We start from the raw sequence: 15,174 nt of genomic DNA, 5'->3' as shown, positions 1-15,174 counted from the left end.
CACACCGTATCCGCCGCCACCGACAACGGGCCCCGGCCGTCCACAGGGGCGGCCCCAGGGCACCGGAACGCCCGCCTCCTGTCCCCTTTCGAGCGATACCTTCACCCGTAAGAATGAGAATGGAGCAACCGGTACGAAGAGTGCCCCGGCCTTGCCTACGGTCGCCCAGTGACGAGCAGCAGGCTGGAATCCCCCGCACGCACCACCGGCGCACACCGGGCGCACCGCGCCACGGACCAGGGACCGCGCACGCTCGGCCGGCGCCCCCCCGCCCGTTACGAGGCCGCCCTCGACGGCCTTTTCACGTACTGCCTCTCCGTGCTCTGCGACCACGACACGGCCACCGCCGTCCTCGGCGACGTCCTCGCCGTCGCCGAGCGCCACCACGGCCGCTGCCCCTCCGACGAGGACGGCCGCACGGCCTGGCTGTACGCCCTCGCCCGCTGGGCCTGCCTGCGCAGCCTCGGCGAGCAGCGCCGCAAGCGCCAGGGCGCCCACACCGGCCGGCCCGCCGTCACCGCCCCCGAGCCGCCCCGGGTCTCCGAGGAGACCGCCGAGCGGCGCCGCGCCGAGCTCGCCCTGCTCGCCTGGCCCGAGGCCGCCGGCACCACGCCCGAGCAGCGGGAGGCCCTGGAGCTCGCCGTGCGGCACGGCCTCAGCCACCGTCAGGTCGCCGCCGTGCTCTCCCTCGACCCGCTCGCCGCCCGGGAACTCCTCGCCACCGCCGGCTGCGAGGTCGAACGCACCCGCGCCGCCCTCGCCGTCGTCGAGACCGGCAGCTGCCCCACCGTCGCCCGGCTCACCGGCGACCACCGGGTGCTCCTCTCGGCCGCCCTGCGCGCCGAGCTCGTCCGGCACGTCGACGACTGCCCCCGCTGCCGCCGAGCGGCCGAGCGGGTCGGTGCCGCAGGGCCCTGGCCCGGGGCCTCGGCCCTCCCGGCGGACCGGCTGCCGCTCGTCGAGGCGCCCAGGGCCGCCGCGTACATGGCGATGCTGCACGTCCCGCGCGCGCGTGCCGGCGCCCCGCGCTTCGCGCCGACCGGCTTCCCCATGGACCCGAAGGACCACGTCGCCCGCCGGGACCGGATGCGGGCCCGCGCGGTGACCACCACCGTCGTCGCCGCCGTGGTCGCCGCCCCCGTCCTCGCCCTGTGGACCTCGTACCGGGGCACCCCGGCCGCCGACGAGACCGGCCACGACGGACGCAGGATCAGCGCGCGCGAGGCGGACGAACCGGTGGGCCCCGACGGCAGCCCGTACGACCGCTACGAGAACGCGGGCAACGCGAGCGCCGCCCCGGAGCCCCGCTTCACCCAGGGCAGCCGTGCCCCCGACGTCTCCGTCGAGGTCGTCAGCCCCGGCGCCCCCACCGAACCGGCCCGCCCCGGCGAACCCGCCGCCGGCTGGATCACGGTCACCGCCGCCGGCCACGGCGACGTCACCCTGCTCACCCTCACCGCCGCCGGCGGCTCACCCGTCGACTGGTCGCTGTGGACGGACGCCCCCTGGCTGTACGTCAGCCGGGCCTCCGGCACGCTCCGCCCCGGCGAGACGATCACGATCGCCGTCCGTGTCGACCACGGCCGGACACCCGCGGGCCCGTGGAGCGCGCGCGTGGGGGTGAACCCCTCGGGCGCGGTCGTACGGATCGACGGCCACGGCCCCGCCAAGCCGCCGACCGGCCGGGTCGTCACACCCCCGCCGGCCACGACGACGGAACCGACGACCCCGCCGACGTCTCCGCCGACGACGGAACCGACCGACCCGCCCACGAGCCCGCCCACCACGGAACCGACGACGCCGCCCACGACCGAGCCCACGACCCCGCCGCCGACCACCGAGCCGACGCCGGACCCGAGCACCACACCGCCGGCGACCGAGGAACCCCCACCGACGAACTCGGACCCGGCCACGACCCCGCCGTCGACCGAGACGCCCTAGAGACCGAGGCGCCCTAGAGACCGAGGCGCCTAGGGCCTGCCCGGCGGATCAGGGGCGGACAGGCCCTAGACGGGGTCCGCCGGATGCGGGGCCACCAGCGGCAGCTGCGAGGCGAGCCGCGCCTCGCACAGCCCGGCAAGCACCTCGTACGCCTCCTCGCCCATCATCTCGACCAGCTCAGGCCGGTACGAGACGTACACCGGCTCCCCGCCGACGTGCGCCGACGACGCCGTCGTGCAGTACCAGTGCAGGTCATGGCCGCCCGGACCCCAGCCGCGCCGGTCGTACTCGCCGATCGACACCTGGAGCACCTTGGTGTCGTCGGGGCGGTCGACCCAGTCGTACGTCCGCCGCACCGGCAGCTGCCAGCACACGTCCGGCTTCGTCTCCAGGGGCTCGCGGCCCTCCTTCATCGCCAGGATGTGCAGCGAGCAGCCCGCGCCGCCCGCGAAACCGGGCCGGTTCTGGAAGATGCAGGACCCCTCCCAGCGGCGGGTCTGCCGGTCGCCGTCCTCGTCGAGCTGCACCCAGCCAGACTCCGTACCGACGTCGTGGAACTGCCACAGCTCGGGCGTCAGCCGGGCCACGTGCCCGGCGACCCGCTTCTCGTCGTCCTCGTCGGAGAAGTGCGCGCCCAGCGTGCAGCAGCCGTCGTCGGCGCGCCCCTCCTGGATGCCCTGGCAGCCGTTGCCGAAGATGCACGTCCAGCGCGAGGTCAGCCAGGTCAGGTCGCAGCGGAAGACCTGTTCCTCGTCGGCCGGATCGGGGAACTCGACCCACGCGCGCGCGAAGTCGAGCCCCTTCTCGTCGGGCTCCTCGGCCTTGCCCCGCTTCTGCTTCCCGACCTTGACCGCCTTCACGGCCTTCGCCGCGTGCGCGGTCCTGGCGTCCTTCACGCGCGCGCCTTCGCTCTCTTTGCCCGGCTTCGCCTTTTTCGTCTTTGGCACAAGACCAAGCGTATGCGGGTCGGCGCAGTAGCGTTCCGCCCATGAGACTCGGAGTCCTCGACGTCGGTTCGAACACAGTGCACCTCCTCGTGGTGGACGCCCACCCCGGCGCCCGGCCGCTGCCCGCCCACTCGCACAAGGCGGAGCTCCGGCTCGCCGAACTGCTCGACGAGCGGGGTGCCATCGCGCCCGACGGCGTCGAGCGGCTCATCGCGACCGTGCGGGACGCGCTCCTCGCCGCCGAGGACAAGGGCTGCGAGGAGGTGCTGCCCTTCGCGACCTCCGCCGTGCGCGAGGCCAGCAACGCCGACGCGGTCCTCGCGCGCGTGAAGGACGAGACCGGGGTCGACCTCCAGGTCCTCACCGGCGAGGAGGAGGCCCGGCTCACCTTCCTCGCCGCCCGCCGCTGGTTCGGCTGGTCCGCCGGCAAGCTGCTCCTCCTCGACATCGGCGGCGGCTCCCTCGAAGTCGCGTACGGCATCGACGAGGACCCGGACACGGCGGTCTCCCTGCCCCTGGGCGCCGGGCGCCTCACGGCGGGCTGGCTGCCCGGCGACCCGGCGGACACCGCCGACGTGAAGGCGCTGCGCCGCCACGTGCGCGCGCAGATCGCCCGTACGGTCCACGAGTTCAGCCGCTTCGGCCGCCCCGACCACGTCGTGGCCACCTCCAAGACCTTCAAGCAGCTCGCCAGGATCGCGGGCGCGCCCGGCTCGGGGGAGGGTCTCTACGTCCAGCGGATCCTGTCCCGCAAGTCCCTGGAGGAGTGGGTCCCGCGCCTCGCCGGCATGACCGCGCCCGAGCGCGCCGCCCTCCCCGGCGTCTCGGAGGGCCGCGCCGGCCAGCTCCTCGCGGGCGCGCTCGTCGCGGAGGGCGCGATGGACCTGCTGGGCGTCGAGGAACTGGAGATCTGCCCCTGGGCCCTGCGCGAGGGCGTCATCCTCCGCCGCCTGGACCACCTGCCGGAGCACTGACGATCCGCACCCCGCACCGGCCGGGGCGTGACCGGAACCACCCTCCGGCCCCCCGGCCCGCCCCGTACCCTTACCCCGTGGCAGAACCAGTGGTGCGCATCCCGGATGCGAAGGTCGCCCTGTCGACGGCCTCGGTCTATCCGGAGTCGACGGCGACGGCCTTCGAGATCGCCGCGCGCCTCGGGTACGACGGCGTCGAGGTCATGGTGTGGACCGACCCGGTCAGCCAGGACGTCGAGGCGCTGCGCCGGCTCTCCGACTACCACCAGGTCCCGATCCTGGCCGTGCACGCCCCCTGCCTCCTCATCACGCAGCGCGTCTGGTCCACCGACCCGTGGGTCAAGCTCCAGCGCGCCCAGGCCGCCGCCGAGCGGCTCGGCGCGTCGACGGTCGTCGTGCACCCGCCGTTCCGCTGGCAGCGCCAGTACGCCAAGGACTTCGTGACCGGCATCTGGCGGATGGCGGACGAGACGGACGTGCGCTTCGCCGTCGAGAACATGTACCCGTGGCGGTACAAGGACCGCGAGATGCTCGCGTACGCCCCCGAGTGGGACGTCACCAAGGACGACTACCGGCACTTCACCGTCGACCTCTCGCACACCGCGACCGCCCGCACCGACGCCCTCGCGATGATCGACCGCATGGGCGACCGGCTCGGCCACGTCCACCTCGCCGACGGCAAGGGCTCCGCGAAGGACGAGCACCTCGTCCCGGGGCGCGGCACGCAGCCCTGCGCCGAGCTCCTGGAGCGGCTCGCGCTCACCGGCTTCGACGGGCACGTCGTCATCGAGGTCAACACCCGCCGCGCGATGTCAGCCGCCGAACGCGAGGCCGATCTCGCGGAGGCCCTCGCCTTCACCCGCCTCCACCTGGCCTCGGCGCCCGCCCGCCCGACGACCGAACGGGCCCCCCGCACATGACCGACCCGGCCCCGCGCCGGCGCGGCCGCCCGTCCCGTACCGAGGAGGAGAGCGGCCCGGACGCCCGGACCCGCATCCTGGAGGCGGCCCGCGCCCAGTTCGCCGAGCGCGGCTACGACAAGGCCTCGGTGCGCGGCATCGCCAAGGCCGCCGGCGTGGACCCGGCGCTCGTGCACCACTACTTCGGCACGAAGGACGAGGTCTTCGCCGCCGCGATCGAGGTCTCCTTCGAGCCCGCGGCAGTCCTCCCGGCGATCATCGGCGGCCCACGCGAGGCCATCGGCGAGCGGCTCGCGCGCTTCTTCATCGGCGTCTGGGAGAACCCGGCCTCCCGCGCCCCGCTCCTCGCGATCGTCCGCTCCGCGCTCACCCACGAGGCGGCGGCCAAGGTGCTGCGGACCTTCGTGCTGCGCCGGCTCCTGGAGCGGATCGCGGCCGAGCTCGACGTGCCGGACCCGGGCTTCCGCGCGGAGCTGGCCGCCTCGCACATGATCGGGATCGTGATCATGCGGTACGTGATCCAGGTCGAGCCGCTGGCCTCGGCGGACCCGGAGCGGATCGTCGAACAGGTGGCCCCGACCCTCCAGCGCTACCTGACGGAAGCCTGACGCCTCACCTGACCGAAGCCTGAACACCCGTCCCGCATTCCGGACGCCCTGTCCAGATCTTGGAGCACCGGCGTACGCTCGAATGCAAGCACACCCATCACGAGGAGCGAGCGACGATGCCCGAGCTGAGGTCCCGCACTGTCACCCACGGCCGCAACATGGCGGGCGCACGCGCCCTTATGCGCGCCTCCGGTGTACCCGGCGCGGACATCGGCCGGAAGCCGATCATCGCCGTCGCCAACTCCTTCACCGAGTTCGTCCCCGGCCACACCCACCTCCAGCCGGTCGGCCGGATCGTCTCCGAGGCCATCACCGCGGCCGGCGGCATCGCCCGCGAGTTCAACACGATCGCCGTCGACGACGGCATCGCCATGGGCCACGGCGGCATGCTCTACAGCCTGCCCTCCCGCGACCTGATCGCGGACAGCGTGGAGTACATGGTCGAGGCGCACTGCGCCGACGCCCTGATCTGCATCTCCAACTGCGACAAGATCACCCCCGGCATGCTGATGGCGGCCCTCCGCCTCAACATCCCGACGGTCTTCGTCTCCGGCGGCCCGATGGAGTCCGGCCGCGCCACGCTCGTCGACGGCTCGGTCCGCACGCTCGACCTGGTCGACGCGATCTCCGACGCCGTGAACCCGAAGATCTCGGACGAGGACATCTCCCGCATCGAGGAGAACGCCTGCCCGACCTGCGGTTCCTGTTCCGGCATGTTCACCGCCAACTCGATGAACTGCCTGACCGAGGCGATCGGCCTCTCCCTCCCCGGCAACGGCACGGTGCTCGCCACCCACACCGCCCGCCGGGCGCTGTACGAGAACGCGGCCCGCACGGTCGTCGACATCACGCGCCGGTACTACGACGAGGACGACGACTCCGTCCTGCCCCGCTCGATCGCGTCCCGCGCCGCCTTCGAGAACGCCATGGCCCTCGACATCGCCATGGGCGGCTCCACCAACACGATCCTGCACCTGCTCGCCGCCGCCCAGGAGGCCGAGCTCGACTACGGCCTGCCGGACATGGACGAGGTCTCCCGCCGGGTGCCCTGCCTGGCCAAGGTCGCCCCGAACGTCGCCAAGGACCGCACGTACTACATGGAGGACGTGCACCGGGCGGGCGGCATCCCCGCCATCCTCGGCGAGCTCTACCGCGCCGGTCTGCTGAACGAGGACGTCCACGCCGTCCACGCGCCCTCCGTCAAGCAGTGGCTGGACACCTGGGACGTGCGCGGCGGCTCCCCCTCAGAGGAGGCCGTCGAGCTGTGGCACGCGGCCCCCGGCTGCGTCCGCTCCGCGACCGCCTTCTCCCAGTCGGAGCGCTGGGACACCCTCGACACGGACGCCGCGAACGGCTGCATCCGCGACGCGGCCCACGCGTACTCGAAGGACGGCGGCCTCGCCGTCCTGCACGGCAACCTCGCCGTCGACGGCTGCGTCGTGAAGACCGCCGGCGTCGACGAGTCCATCTGGACCTTCGAGGGCCCGGCCGTCGTCTGCGAGTCGCAGGAGGAGGCCGTCGAGAAGATCCTGAACAAGCAGGTCAAGGACGGCGACGTCGTCGTCATCCGCTACGAGGGCCCCAAGGGCGGCCCCGGCATGCAGGAGATGCTCTACCCGACCTCCTTCCTCAAGGGCCGCGGCCTGGGCAAGACCTGCGCCCTCGTCACCGACGGCCGCTTCTCCGGCGGCACCTCGGGCCTCTCCATCGGCCACGCCTCGCCCGAGGCCGCCTCGGGCGGCACGATCGCGCTCGTCGAGGACGGCGACCGCATCCGCATCGACATCCCGAACCGCTCGATCGAGCTCCTCGTCGACGACGCCACCCTGGCGGCCCGCCGTGAGGCCCTCGGCGGCGTGTACGCGCCGAAGAACCGGGAGCGCAAGGTGTCGGCGGCGCTGCGGGCGTACGCGGCGATGGCGACGAGCGCCGACAAGGGCGCGGTCCGGGACGTGACGAAGCTGGGCTGACCCCGGCGAAGGACGTACGACGAAGGGGAGCGGGTTCCCGAACCCGCTCCCCTTCGTCGTACGTGGTCACCAGGACGCCGGATCGCGCGCGTCCACCGCGAACACGGAGCCGTCCGGCGCCGTCCCGAAGACCCGGTCCCCGGCGACCAGCGGCGCGGGCACCAGGGGCGCGTACCCGAGGCGGCCGTTGCGCAGCCGGGGCCGGGTCTGGCCGACCAGCGCGCCGCGCACCGTGTCGACGGCGAGCAGCCGGCCGTCCTGGACGGAGAAGTAGAGCCGGTCGCGGGGGCCGAGGACCGGCTGGGAGACGTTCCCGGCGGCCGTCTCCAGGTCCCACAGCACCTTCCCCTTCGGGGCGGCGGTGTCGAAGGCGGTGAGGTGCCCGTCCGCGTCGAGCAGATGGACGACGGCGCCGCTCACCGCGATGCCCCGGAGGTCCATCCGGTACGGCAGGGACAGCCTGCGCACGGCCCCGTGGCCCCCGCCGGGCCCCAGGAGGACGAGGGCGTCGACCAGCGAGGCGTCGGCGCCGCGGAAGGCCGCGAGGACCAGCGTGCCGTCCCCGGTGCGGCCCAGCGGATCGAGGTTGCCGTCCAGGTTCCGCTGCCAGACCACCTCGCCGGTGGCGGGCCGGATCGCACCGACCCGGGTGTGCGTCGCGTCCTCCGACGCCTCGGACACCGTGAGGAGCCCCGAGGGCGCGTCGTACGGTCCGGGGCGCGGCACCCCGAAGCCGGAAAGGCCGTGCCGCCACAGCTCCTCGCCGCCGCGCGCGTCGACCGCCCGGATGCCGCCCATGCCGTCGGACAGGACGACGGCCCCGCCGGCCGGCCGGTACACCTCGGGGAGCTTGCCGCGCGCGGTCCAGCCGGGCGCGCCGTCCCCGGCCGCGTACGCCCGCAGGGGACCCGCCGGAGCGGCGGCCCCGACCACCCCCTCCGCGAGGGACACGGGGGCCTTCGGTGCCAGCTCCTCGACGGGCGCGGTTCGCGACCAGAGGACCCGCCCGGTCACCGGGTCGAGCCGAGCGATCCCGATGCCCCCTGCCGTGCAGTACAGCGCGCCCGTGTCGTGCGTACAGGCGGGCGCGGACGACGGACCGTACTTCTGGAGCCCGGTGGTCCAGCCGGCGAACGAGGTCGCCACCTCGTCCGGGCTCGTCGGGGTCTCGGGCCGGTCCGCGGGCCGGCTGAGCGCCGCGTACAGCCCGGCAGCGGTCAGCGCCAGCGCGGCGGCGGCGGCGATCGTCGGACGCGGCCGGATCCGCGGACCGCGCCGGGGTGCGGCCGGCGCGGGTGCCCGGACCGGCGTGTCCGCGTCCCACGCGGGCGTGTGGCCGGCGTCCTCGCCCTCGGGCAGCGCGGGACGCCGCCGCTGCGCCGGTATGAAGGCCTCGGCCGCGTACGAGGGAGGCAGCAGAGCCTGCATGATCTGCGCCGGCGTCGGCCGCTCGATCGGTTCCTTGGCGAGGCAGCGCGCGACGAGCGGCGCCAGGTCCGCGGGCACCCCCGTCAGGTCCGGCTCGTCGTGGACGACCTGGTACGCCACGATGTACGGGCTGTCGGAGTCGAACGGTCCGTGCCCGGTCGCCGCGTGCACCAGCACGGAACCCAGCGCGAACACGTCCGCCGCCGGCCCGACCTCCCGGGGCCGCTGGAACTGCTCGGGCGCCATGAACGGCGGCGAGCCGATGAGCTTGCCCGTCTCCGTGTGCAGATCGCTGTCGACCGGCCGGGAGATCCCGAAGTCGATGACCTTCGGCCCGGTGTCGGTCAGCAGCACGTTGCTGGGCTTGAGGTCCCGGTGGACCACCCCGGCCCGGTGGATGTCGCGCAGCGCCTCGGCGAGCCCGGCGGTGAGCCGGCGCAGCTCGGCCGGGGACAGCGGGCCGTTCCGCTTCACCTGGTCGGCGAGGGTCGGGCCGGGCACGTAGAGGGTCGCCATCCAGGGGCGTTCGGCATCGGGATCGGCGTCGACGACCGGCGCCGTGAAGGCCCCGCTGACCCGGCGGGCGGCCGCGACCTCCTGGCGGAAACGCGCTCTGAACTCGGGGTCCTCCGCATACCGAGCGTGTACGACCTTCACCGCGAGCCGCAGCCCCGAGGCTGAGCTCGCGAGGTGTACGACGCCCATGCCGCCGGATCCCAGACAGGCCTGGAGACGGTAGTCGCCCGCGTATTCGGGCTCCTCCGCATAGCGTTCGGCACCGGTGCCGCGCAACGGTGGCATCGCCCACCCCCGTGTGATTCCCCGTCACATCGCGCGCACGTGCGCGACCCGACGGAGCCTAGTCCATGGTGCCCGCGATGTCGGTGGAGCTTGCTAGCCTGCGCGTCGCGGAGAGTGAAACTCGGCGGAGCGCTTTTGCGCCACAGGGGGAGGACACCATGACCACGCGTTACGAGGTCGCACCGGGCTACCGGGTCAACGTGCGCTCGGGCCCGAGCACCAAGTACCCGATCGTCCGGGCACTGCCGCTCGGCGCCACCGTCGCGATCTACTGCCAGAAGTACGGCGAGTGGGTCAGCGGCCCGTACGGCACGACGAACATCTGGGACAGCATCGCGCCGGGGGAGTACGTCTCCGACGCGTACGTCCACACGGGCAGCGACGAGATGGTCGCACCGCGCTGCTCCTGAGCTCCTCACCGCCGCCCCGGGGATAATCGACCCTGTGAGCGACGAAGAGAAGCAGCCCAGCGGCCCGCAGCCGGAGGAGATCCGCTTCTTCGGCACGACCTGGGTCGACCACAGCGGCCACTACGCGCTGCGCCGCGCCGGCCTCGCCGTCGGCGCGCTCGCCGCCGCCGTCGCGGCCTGCTTCGTGCTGCGCTTCGCCTACGAGGGCCTGCAGATCGCGGACGTCGGCGGCGTCGTCAACATGCTGGTCGTCATCATGTTCGCGGTCTGCAGCGCCATCGCCTTCGCCAAGACCTGGGAGGGCTTCGTCCGCCGCCCGGCCGACCCGGCCCGCGAGGAGTCCCTGCGCAGCCTGAAGGCCATCGGCTTCATCGGCTCCCTCCTGGCCTACGCGGCCCGCTGCCTCATCGAGGCCCCGGGCGAAAAACTCCACCGCACGGAACACGAAGCGGCAGTGAAGCAGTACGAGAACCGCCGAGCCTCCCGCACGGGCAACCCGTCGACCCGCAAGAAGCCGAAGCGCAAGTAGCCCACCTCGGTGGGGGTCCCGCCCGTGTGGGCAATCGTCCCGCTGGGGCGTGGGGGAGGGTGGGCACACGGGACGGCGCGCTCAGCGGCGCCTCCGCGTTCCGCGCCTTGACCCGCACCACATGCACCCGCACGAACCCAAGGCCCAGGTCCTTGACGCCCGGACACCCCCAGCCCCACTATTCATCGCATGATGAATTACCTGCCGGGCAAGCCCGACCAGGCAGCGGTCATCGCAGACGGCCTCACCACAGTCCGAGGCGACCGCCAAGTCCTCCGCGGGATCGACTTCACCGTCCCGACCGGCCAGGTCACCGGCCTCCTGGGCCCCTCCGGCTGCGGCAAGACCACCCTCATGCGCGCCATCGTCGGCACCCAGGCCAAGGTCACCGGCACCCTCCAGGTCCTGGGCCGCCCCGCCGGCGACCCCGCCCTCCGCTCCCGCATCGGCTACGTCACCCAGGCCCCGTCCGTCTACGACGACCTCACCGTCCGCCAGAACCTCGACTACTTCGCCGCCGTCCTGCTCCCCGGCCGCGCCCACCGACACGACCGTCGCACCGCCGTCGACCGGGCCATCGAGGACGTCGACCTCGCCGACCACGCGGACGCCCTCGCCGGCCGGCTCTCCGGCGGCCAGCGCAGCCGCGTCTCCCTCGCCGTCGCCCTCCTCGGCACCCCGGAGCTCCTCGTCCTCGACGAGCCCACGGTCGGCCTCGACCCCGTCCTCCGCCGCGACCTGTGGAACCTCTTCCACCGGATCGCCGCCGACCGGGGCACCACCCTCCTCATCTCCTCCCACGTGATGGACGAGGCCGAGCGCTGCCACCGACTGCTCCTCATGCGCGAGGGCGAGATCCTCGCCGAGGACACCCCCGACGACCTCCGCCGCCGCAACGACACGGCCACCGTCGAAGAAGCCTTCCTGCACCTCGTGGACGCGGCGAACGAACGAGCCGCCCGAGCCGCAGCCGAACAGCAGGAGCACCGCCCGTGAACGCGAACCGCACCCTCGCCACCGCCGCCCGCGTCCTGCGCCAGCTGCGCCACGACCCGCGCTCGATCGCCCTGATGCTCCTCGTCCCCTGCCTGATGCTCTTCCTGCTCCGCTACGTCTTCGACGGCAGCCCGGGCACCTTCGACAACATCGGCGCCTCGCTCCTCGGCATCTTCCCGCTCATCACGATGTTCCTGGTGACCTCCATCGCCACCCTCAGGGAACGCACCTCCGGCACCCTGGAACGCCTCCTCGCCATGCCCCTCGGCAAGGCCGACCTCATCGCCGGCTACGCCCTCGCCTTCGGGCTCGTCGCCGTCCTCCAGTCCGTCCTGGCCACCGGCCTCGCCGTCTGGTTCCTCGGCCTCGACGTCATCGGCTCCCCCTGGCTCCTCCTCCTGGTGGCCCTCCTCGACGCCCTCCTCGGCACCGCCCTCGGCCTCTTCGTCTCCGCCTTCGCCGCGTCCGAGTTCCAGGCCGTCCAGTTCATGCCGGCCGTGATCTTCCCGCAGATCCTGCTCTGCGGCCTGTTCACCCCGCGCGACCGCATGGCCCCGGCCCTGGAGGCGATCTCGAACGTCCTGCCCATGTCATACGCCGTCGACGGCATGAACGAGGTCCTGCGCCACCCCGACATGACCACCGCCTTCGTCCGCGACGCCCTCGTCGTCGCGGGCTGCGCCGTCCTCGTCCTCGGCCTCGGCGCGGCCACCCTCCGCCGCCGTACCGCCTGACCGCCCCTCGGACACCCCGCGCACCCCGGCCCCCACCGGTGAAAGGATGTCGAAAAGGCCCCCTCCGGCGAGGTGAACAGACCCATGACCCAGACCGTCGCAGTCCTCGGCACCGGCAAGATCGGTGAAGCGCTCCTCAGCGGCATGATCCGCGCCGGCTGGCGCCCCACCAACCTCCTGGTCACCACCCGCCGCGCCGAACGCGCCGAGGAACTCCGCACCCGCTACGGCGTCGAGACCGTCACCAACGCCGAGGCCGCCAAGCGCGCCGACACCCTCATCCTGGCCGTCAAGCCGCAGGACATGGGCCGCCTCCTCGACGAGCTCGCCCCGCACGTCACCGCCGACCGCCTGATCATCAGCGCGGCGGCGGGCATCCCCACGTCCTTCATCGAGGACCGCCTCACCGCCGGCACCCCCGTCGTCCGCGTCATGCCGAACACGCCCGTACTCGTCGACGAGGGCATGTCCGTCATCTCGGCCGGCAGCCACGCCACGCCCGAGCACCTCGCCCACACGGAGGAGATCTTCGGCGGCGTCGGCAAGACCCTCCGCGTCCCCGAGTCCCAGCAGGACGCCGCCACCGCCCTCTCGGGCTCGGGCCCCGCGTACTTCTACTTCCTCGTCGAGGCGATGACCGACGCCGGCATCCTCCTCGGCCTGCCCCGCGCCCAGGCCCACGACCTCATCGTCCAGGCCGCCATCGGCGCCGCCGTGATGCTCCGCGACAGCGGCGAGCACCCGGTCAAGCTCCGCGAGGCCGTCACCTCACCGGCCGGCACCACCATCAGCGCCATCCGCGAGCTGGAGAACCACGGCGTGCGGGCCGCCCTGATCGCCGCGCTGGAAGCGGCCCGCGACCGCAGCCGCGAGCTCGCCTCCGGCAACAGCTGAGCGACTACTCCGCCGACGCACCCTTCACCACGTCCTCCGTGGTCACGACCCGGGCGAAGCGCCCACCGTGCAGCGACACCGCCGTCGCCCGGGTCAGCTCCTCCGCCGTCTGCGTCCAGTCGAACGGGCCCGCCAGGTCGAAGGTGTGCATCGCGTCCAGGGCGAACAGCACGTCGTACCCGAGGTTCCCGCCCATCCGCGCGGTGGTCTCGTTGCACATGTTGGTCTGGATCCCCACCACCACGAACTGCTCGACGCCGGCCCCCTTCAGCCAGGCATCCAGATCGGGCTCCCCGTAGAAGGCGGAGTTCACGGACTTCGTGACGAACAGCTCCGGCCCCGAGCCCTTCCCCCGCCGCTCCTCGACGAAGTCCTTGAACTCGTTGCCCTCGGTCCCCGGCTCCAGCGGCGACCCGGCCCGCGGCGAGTCGTGCCGCACGAAGACGACCGGCCGCCCCGTCTCCTGCCACACGTCGATCAGAGCCGCGATGTTCCTCTCGGCGTCCGGGTTGTCCCGCCGCCCCCAGAACTCCGACTCGAAGCCCTTCTGCACGTCGATGACCACCAGCGCCGCGTTCTCGTTGATCTCCATGACAACGATCCTCCCGCCGTGAGCCCCCGCGTCCCAGAGGGGTGAATGCCAGCGATCGATGCTTTACTGCCAACCGTGCCGCAGACACCCACACCACGCCCCCAGCGCATCGCCCTCGTCGCCTTCCCCGGCATCCGCGCCTTCGACATCTCCGTCATCACCGAGGTCTGGGACAGCGACCGCACCCTCCGCGGCGTCCCGCCCTTCGAACTCCGCAGAACCGCCGCAGACCCGGACACCCCCATCCCCCTGCGCGGCGGCCTCACCCTCACCCCCGACCGCCCACTCACCTGGATCGACGACCTCACCCCCACCGACCTCGTCGTCGTCCCCGGCATCGAAGACCCCTACGCCGACCTCCCGGCCCCCGTCCTCGACGCCCTCCGCCGCGCCCACACCGCCGGCGTCCCGGTCGCCTCGCTCTGCGCCGGCGCCTTCGTCCTCGCCCGCGCCGGCCTCCTCGACGGACGCCGCGCCGTCACCCACTGGCACCTCGCCGGGACCCTGGCCGCCCTCCACCCGGCCGTCCAGGTCCAACCCGACGCGCTCTTCGTCGAGGACACCGGCGTCTGGACCTCGGCCGGCACCGCAGCGGGCATCGACCTCTGCCTCCACCTGATCCGCACCGCCCACGGAGCGGAGGCGGCGGCCACCGTCGCCCGCTCGATGGTCACGGCCCCCTTCCGTACGGGGACCCAGGCACAGTTCATCGAGCACCCCACACCCCGCGCCGACCGCGACGCCGACGCCCTCGCCGCCGTACGCGCCCACGCCCTGGCCCACCTCGCCGACCCCCACACCGTCGCAAGCCTGGCCGCCGTCGCCGGCATGTCCCCCCGCTCCTTCGCCCGCCACTTCCAGGCCACGACCGGAACGACCCCTCTCCACTGGCTCATCACCCAGCGCGTGGCGGCAGCCCAGAAGCTCCTCGAACGGACGGACCACCCCCTCCCCGAGGTGGCCCGCCGCGCGGGCTTCGGCAGCGAGGTCACCATGCGCCAGCACTTCGCCTCCCACCTGGGCACCAGCCCCCGCGACTACCGCAACGCCTTCCGTCACCCGGGCAGAGGAACCCCCACGGACCAGGGTTGACACGGCACCCCCCGGTCCGTAAGGTTCTCCGAGTTGTCCGACGTGAGCACCGACTCCGGTCGGCCCCGGACAGCCATTCCGCAAGATCCACTGAACCTGACGGTGCTTTGCCGCGCCGTCGTGCTTTCCGTGCGTTTTTGCGAAATGAGGAATTCGCGTTCGAAGGTCTGGGCGCACGTCGCCCGATTCGCGTCGGACGGCAGGAATCCGCTAAAGTCTCACTCGTCGGAACGGCCCAACAGCCGGAAAGACAAACCCCCTGACTGGGAATCAGACGCCGAAAGGATCTGATAGAGTCGGAACCGCCGGAAGGGCCCGGAGCGAAAGCGAAAGGGACC

General features: G+C 73.1%; 14 protein-coding genes. 11 read left to right on the top strand and 3 right to left on the bottom strand.

Annotation, left to right across the window (positions count from 1 at the left end):
* Positions 1–168 precede the first annotated feature (168 nt).
* Positions 169–1,941, top strand: a complete 1,773-nt coding sequence (locus tag ACFYX3_RS22385) for a hypothetical protein (protein WP_389016019.1) — start codon at positions 169–171, stop codon at positions 1,939–1,941.
* A gap of 65 nt (positions 1,942–2,006) precedes the next feature.
* Here ACFYX3_RS22385 and ACFYX3_RS22380 read toward each other — a convergent pair whose 3' ends face one another.
* Positions 2,007–2,801, bottom strand: coding sequence for a hypothetical protein (locus tag ACFYX3_RS22380; protein WP_389016676.1), 795 nt, complete (start codon positions 2,799–2,801; stop codon positions 2,007–2,009).
* Between the two features lie 128 nt (positions 2,802–2,929).
* Here ACFYX3_RS22380 and ACFYX3_RS22375 point away from each other — a divergent pair, with 128 nt between their 5' ends.
* The 4 genes from ACFYX3_RS22375 to ilvD all read left to right on the top strand — a co-directional run bounded on the left by ACFYX3_RS22375 (position 2,930) and on the right by ilvD (position 7,360).
* Positions 2,930–3,862 (top strand): Ppx/GppA family phosphatase, encoded by a 933-nt coding sequence (locus ACFYX3_RS22375; protein ID WP_389016016.1) that lies wholly within the window; start codon positions 2,930–2,932, stop codon positions 3,860–3,862.
* Between the two features lie 77 nt (positions 3,863–3,939).
* Positions 3,940–4,782, top strand: a complete 843-nt coding sequence (locus ACFYX3_RS22370) for a sugar phosphate isomerase/epimerase family protein (protein WP_389016013.1) — start codon at positions 3,940–3,942, stop codon at positions 4,780–4,782.
* Entirely contained in the window at positions 4,779–5,390 is a 612-nt protein-coding gene (locus ACFYX3_RS22365; RefSeq protein ID WP_389016010.1) for a TetR family transcriptional regulator, read from the top strand. The genes ACFYX3_RS22370 and ACFYX3_RS22365 overlap by 4 nt, the downstream gene beginning before the upstream one ends.
* A 116-nt stretch (positions 5,391–5,506) precedes the next feature.
* Positions 5,507–7,360 carry a dihydroxy-acid dehydratase gene (ilvD, locus tag ACFYX3_RS22360; RefSeq protein WP_382661529.1) on the top strand — a complete coding sequence of 618 codons (1,854 nt, stop codon included), beginning with the start codon at positions 5,507–5,509 and terminating at the stop codon, positions 7,358–7,360.
* Positions 7,361–7,426: 66 nt separating this feature from the next.
* Here the strand turns inward: ilvD and ACFYX3_RS22355 are convergent, their stop codons facing one another.
* Complete coding sequence (locus tag ACFYX3_RS22355) at positions 7,427–9,589, bottom strand: PQQ-binding-like beta-propeller repeat protein (RefSeq protein WP_389016006.1); 2,163 nt, start codon at positions 9,587–9,589, stop codon at positions 7,427–7,429.
* Between the two features lie 158 nt (positions 9,590–9,747).
* On the opposite strand from ACFYX3_RS22355, the gene ACFYX3_RS22350 reads away from it, so the two are divergent.
* The 5 genes from ACFYX3_RS22350 to proC all read left to right on the top strand — a co-directional run bounded on the left by ACFYX3_RS22350 (position 9,748) and on the right by proC (position 13,152).
* The gene (locus ACFYX3_RS22350; protein ID WP_376594586.1) at positions 9,748–9,999 is read left to right on the top strand and encodes an SH3 domain-containing protein; all 252 of its coding nucleotides are present in this window, start codon (positions 9,748–9,750) and stop codon (positions 9,997–9,999) included.
* 34 nt (positions 10,000–10,033) lie between these two features.
* The gene (locus ACFYX3_RS22345; RefSeq protein ID WP_385660348.1) at positions 10,034–10,528 is read left to right on the top strand and encodes a hypothetical protein; all 495 of its coding nucleotides are present in this window, start codon (positions 10,034–10,036) and stop codon (positions 10,526–10,528) included.
* A 189-nt stretch (positions 10,529–10,717) separates the two neighbouring features.
* Positions 10,718–11,524 carry an ABC transporter ATP-binding protein gene (locus ACFYX3_RS22340; RefSeq protein WP_389016001.1) on the top strand — a complete coding sequence of 269 codons (807 nt, stop codon included), beginning with the start codon at positions 10,718–10,720 and terminating at the stop codon, positions 11,522–11,524.
* The gene (locus ACFYX3_RS22335; protein WP_359510804.1) at positions 11,521–12,258 is read left to right on the top strand and encodes an ABC transporter permease; all 738 of its coding nucleotides are present in this window, start codon (positions 11,521–11,523) and stop codon (positions 12,256–12,258) included. The genes ACFYX3_RS22340 and ACFYX3_RS22335 overlap by 4 nt, the downstream gene beginning before the upstream one ends.
* A gap of 84 nt (positions 12,259–12,342) precedes the next feature.
* Complete coding sequence (gene proC, locus ACFYX3_RS22330) at positions 12,343–13,152, top strand: pyrroline-5-carboxylate reductase (protein ID WP_376594583.1); 810 nt, start codon at positions 12,343–12,345, stop codon at positions 13,150–13,152.
* 4 nt (positions 13,153–13,156) lie between these two features.
* Here the strand turns inward: proC and ACFYX3_RS22325 are convergent, their stop codons facing one another.
* Positions 13,157–13,744: a cysteine hydrolase family protein gene (locus ACFYX3_RS22325; RefSeq protein WP_389015997.1), complete on the bottom strand. Its 588-nt coding sequence runs from the start codon at positions 13,742–13,744 to the stop codon at positions 13,157–13,159.
* Positions 13,745–13,789: 45 nt separating this feature from the next.
* Here ACFYX3_RS22325 and ACFYX3_RS22320 point away from each other — a divergent pair, with 45 nt between their 5' ends.
* Complete coding sequence (locus ACFYX3_RS22320; protein ID WP_389015994.1) at positions 13,790–14,836, top strand: GlxA family transcriptional regulator; 1,047 nt, start codon at positions 13,790–13,792, stop codon at positions 14,834–14,836.
* Positions 14,837–15,174: the final 338 nt, after the last annotated feature.

Origin of the sequence: Streptomyces sp. NPDC002463 (genome assembly GCF_042889835.1) — a bacterium.
GTDB classification, from domain to species: Bacteria; Actinomycetota; Actinomycetes; order Streptomycetales; family Streptomycetaceae; genus Streptomyces; species Streptomyces nymphaeiformis.
This window is presented reverse-complemented; position numbering and strand designations above follow the sequence as displayed.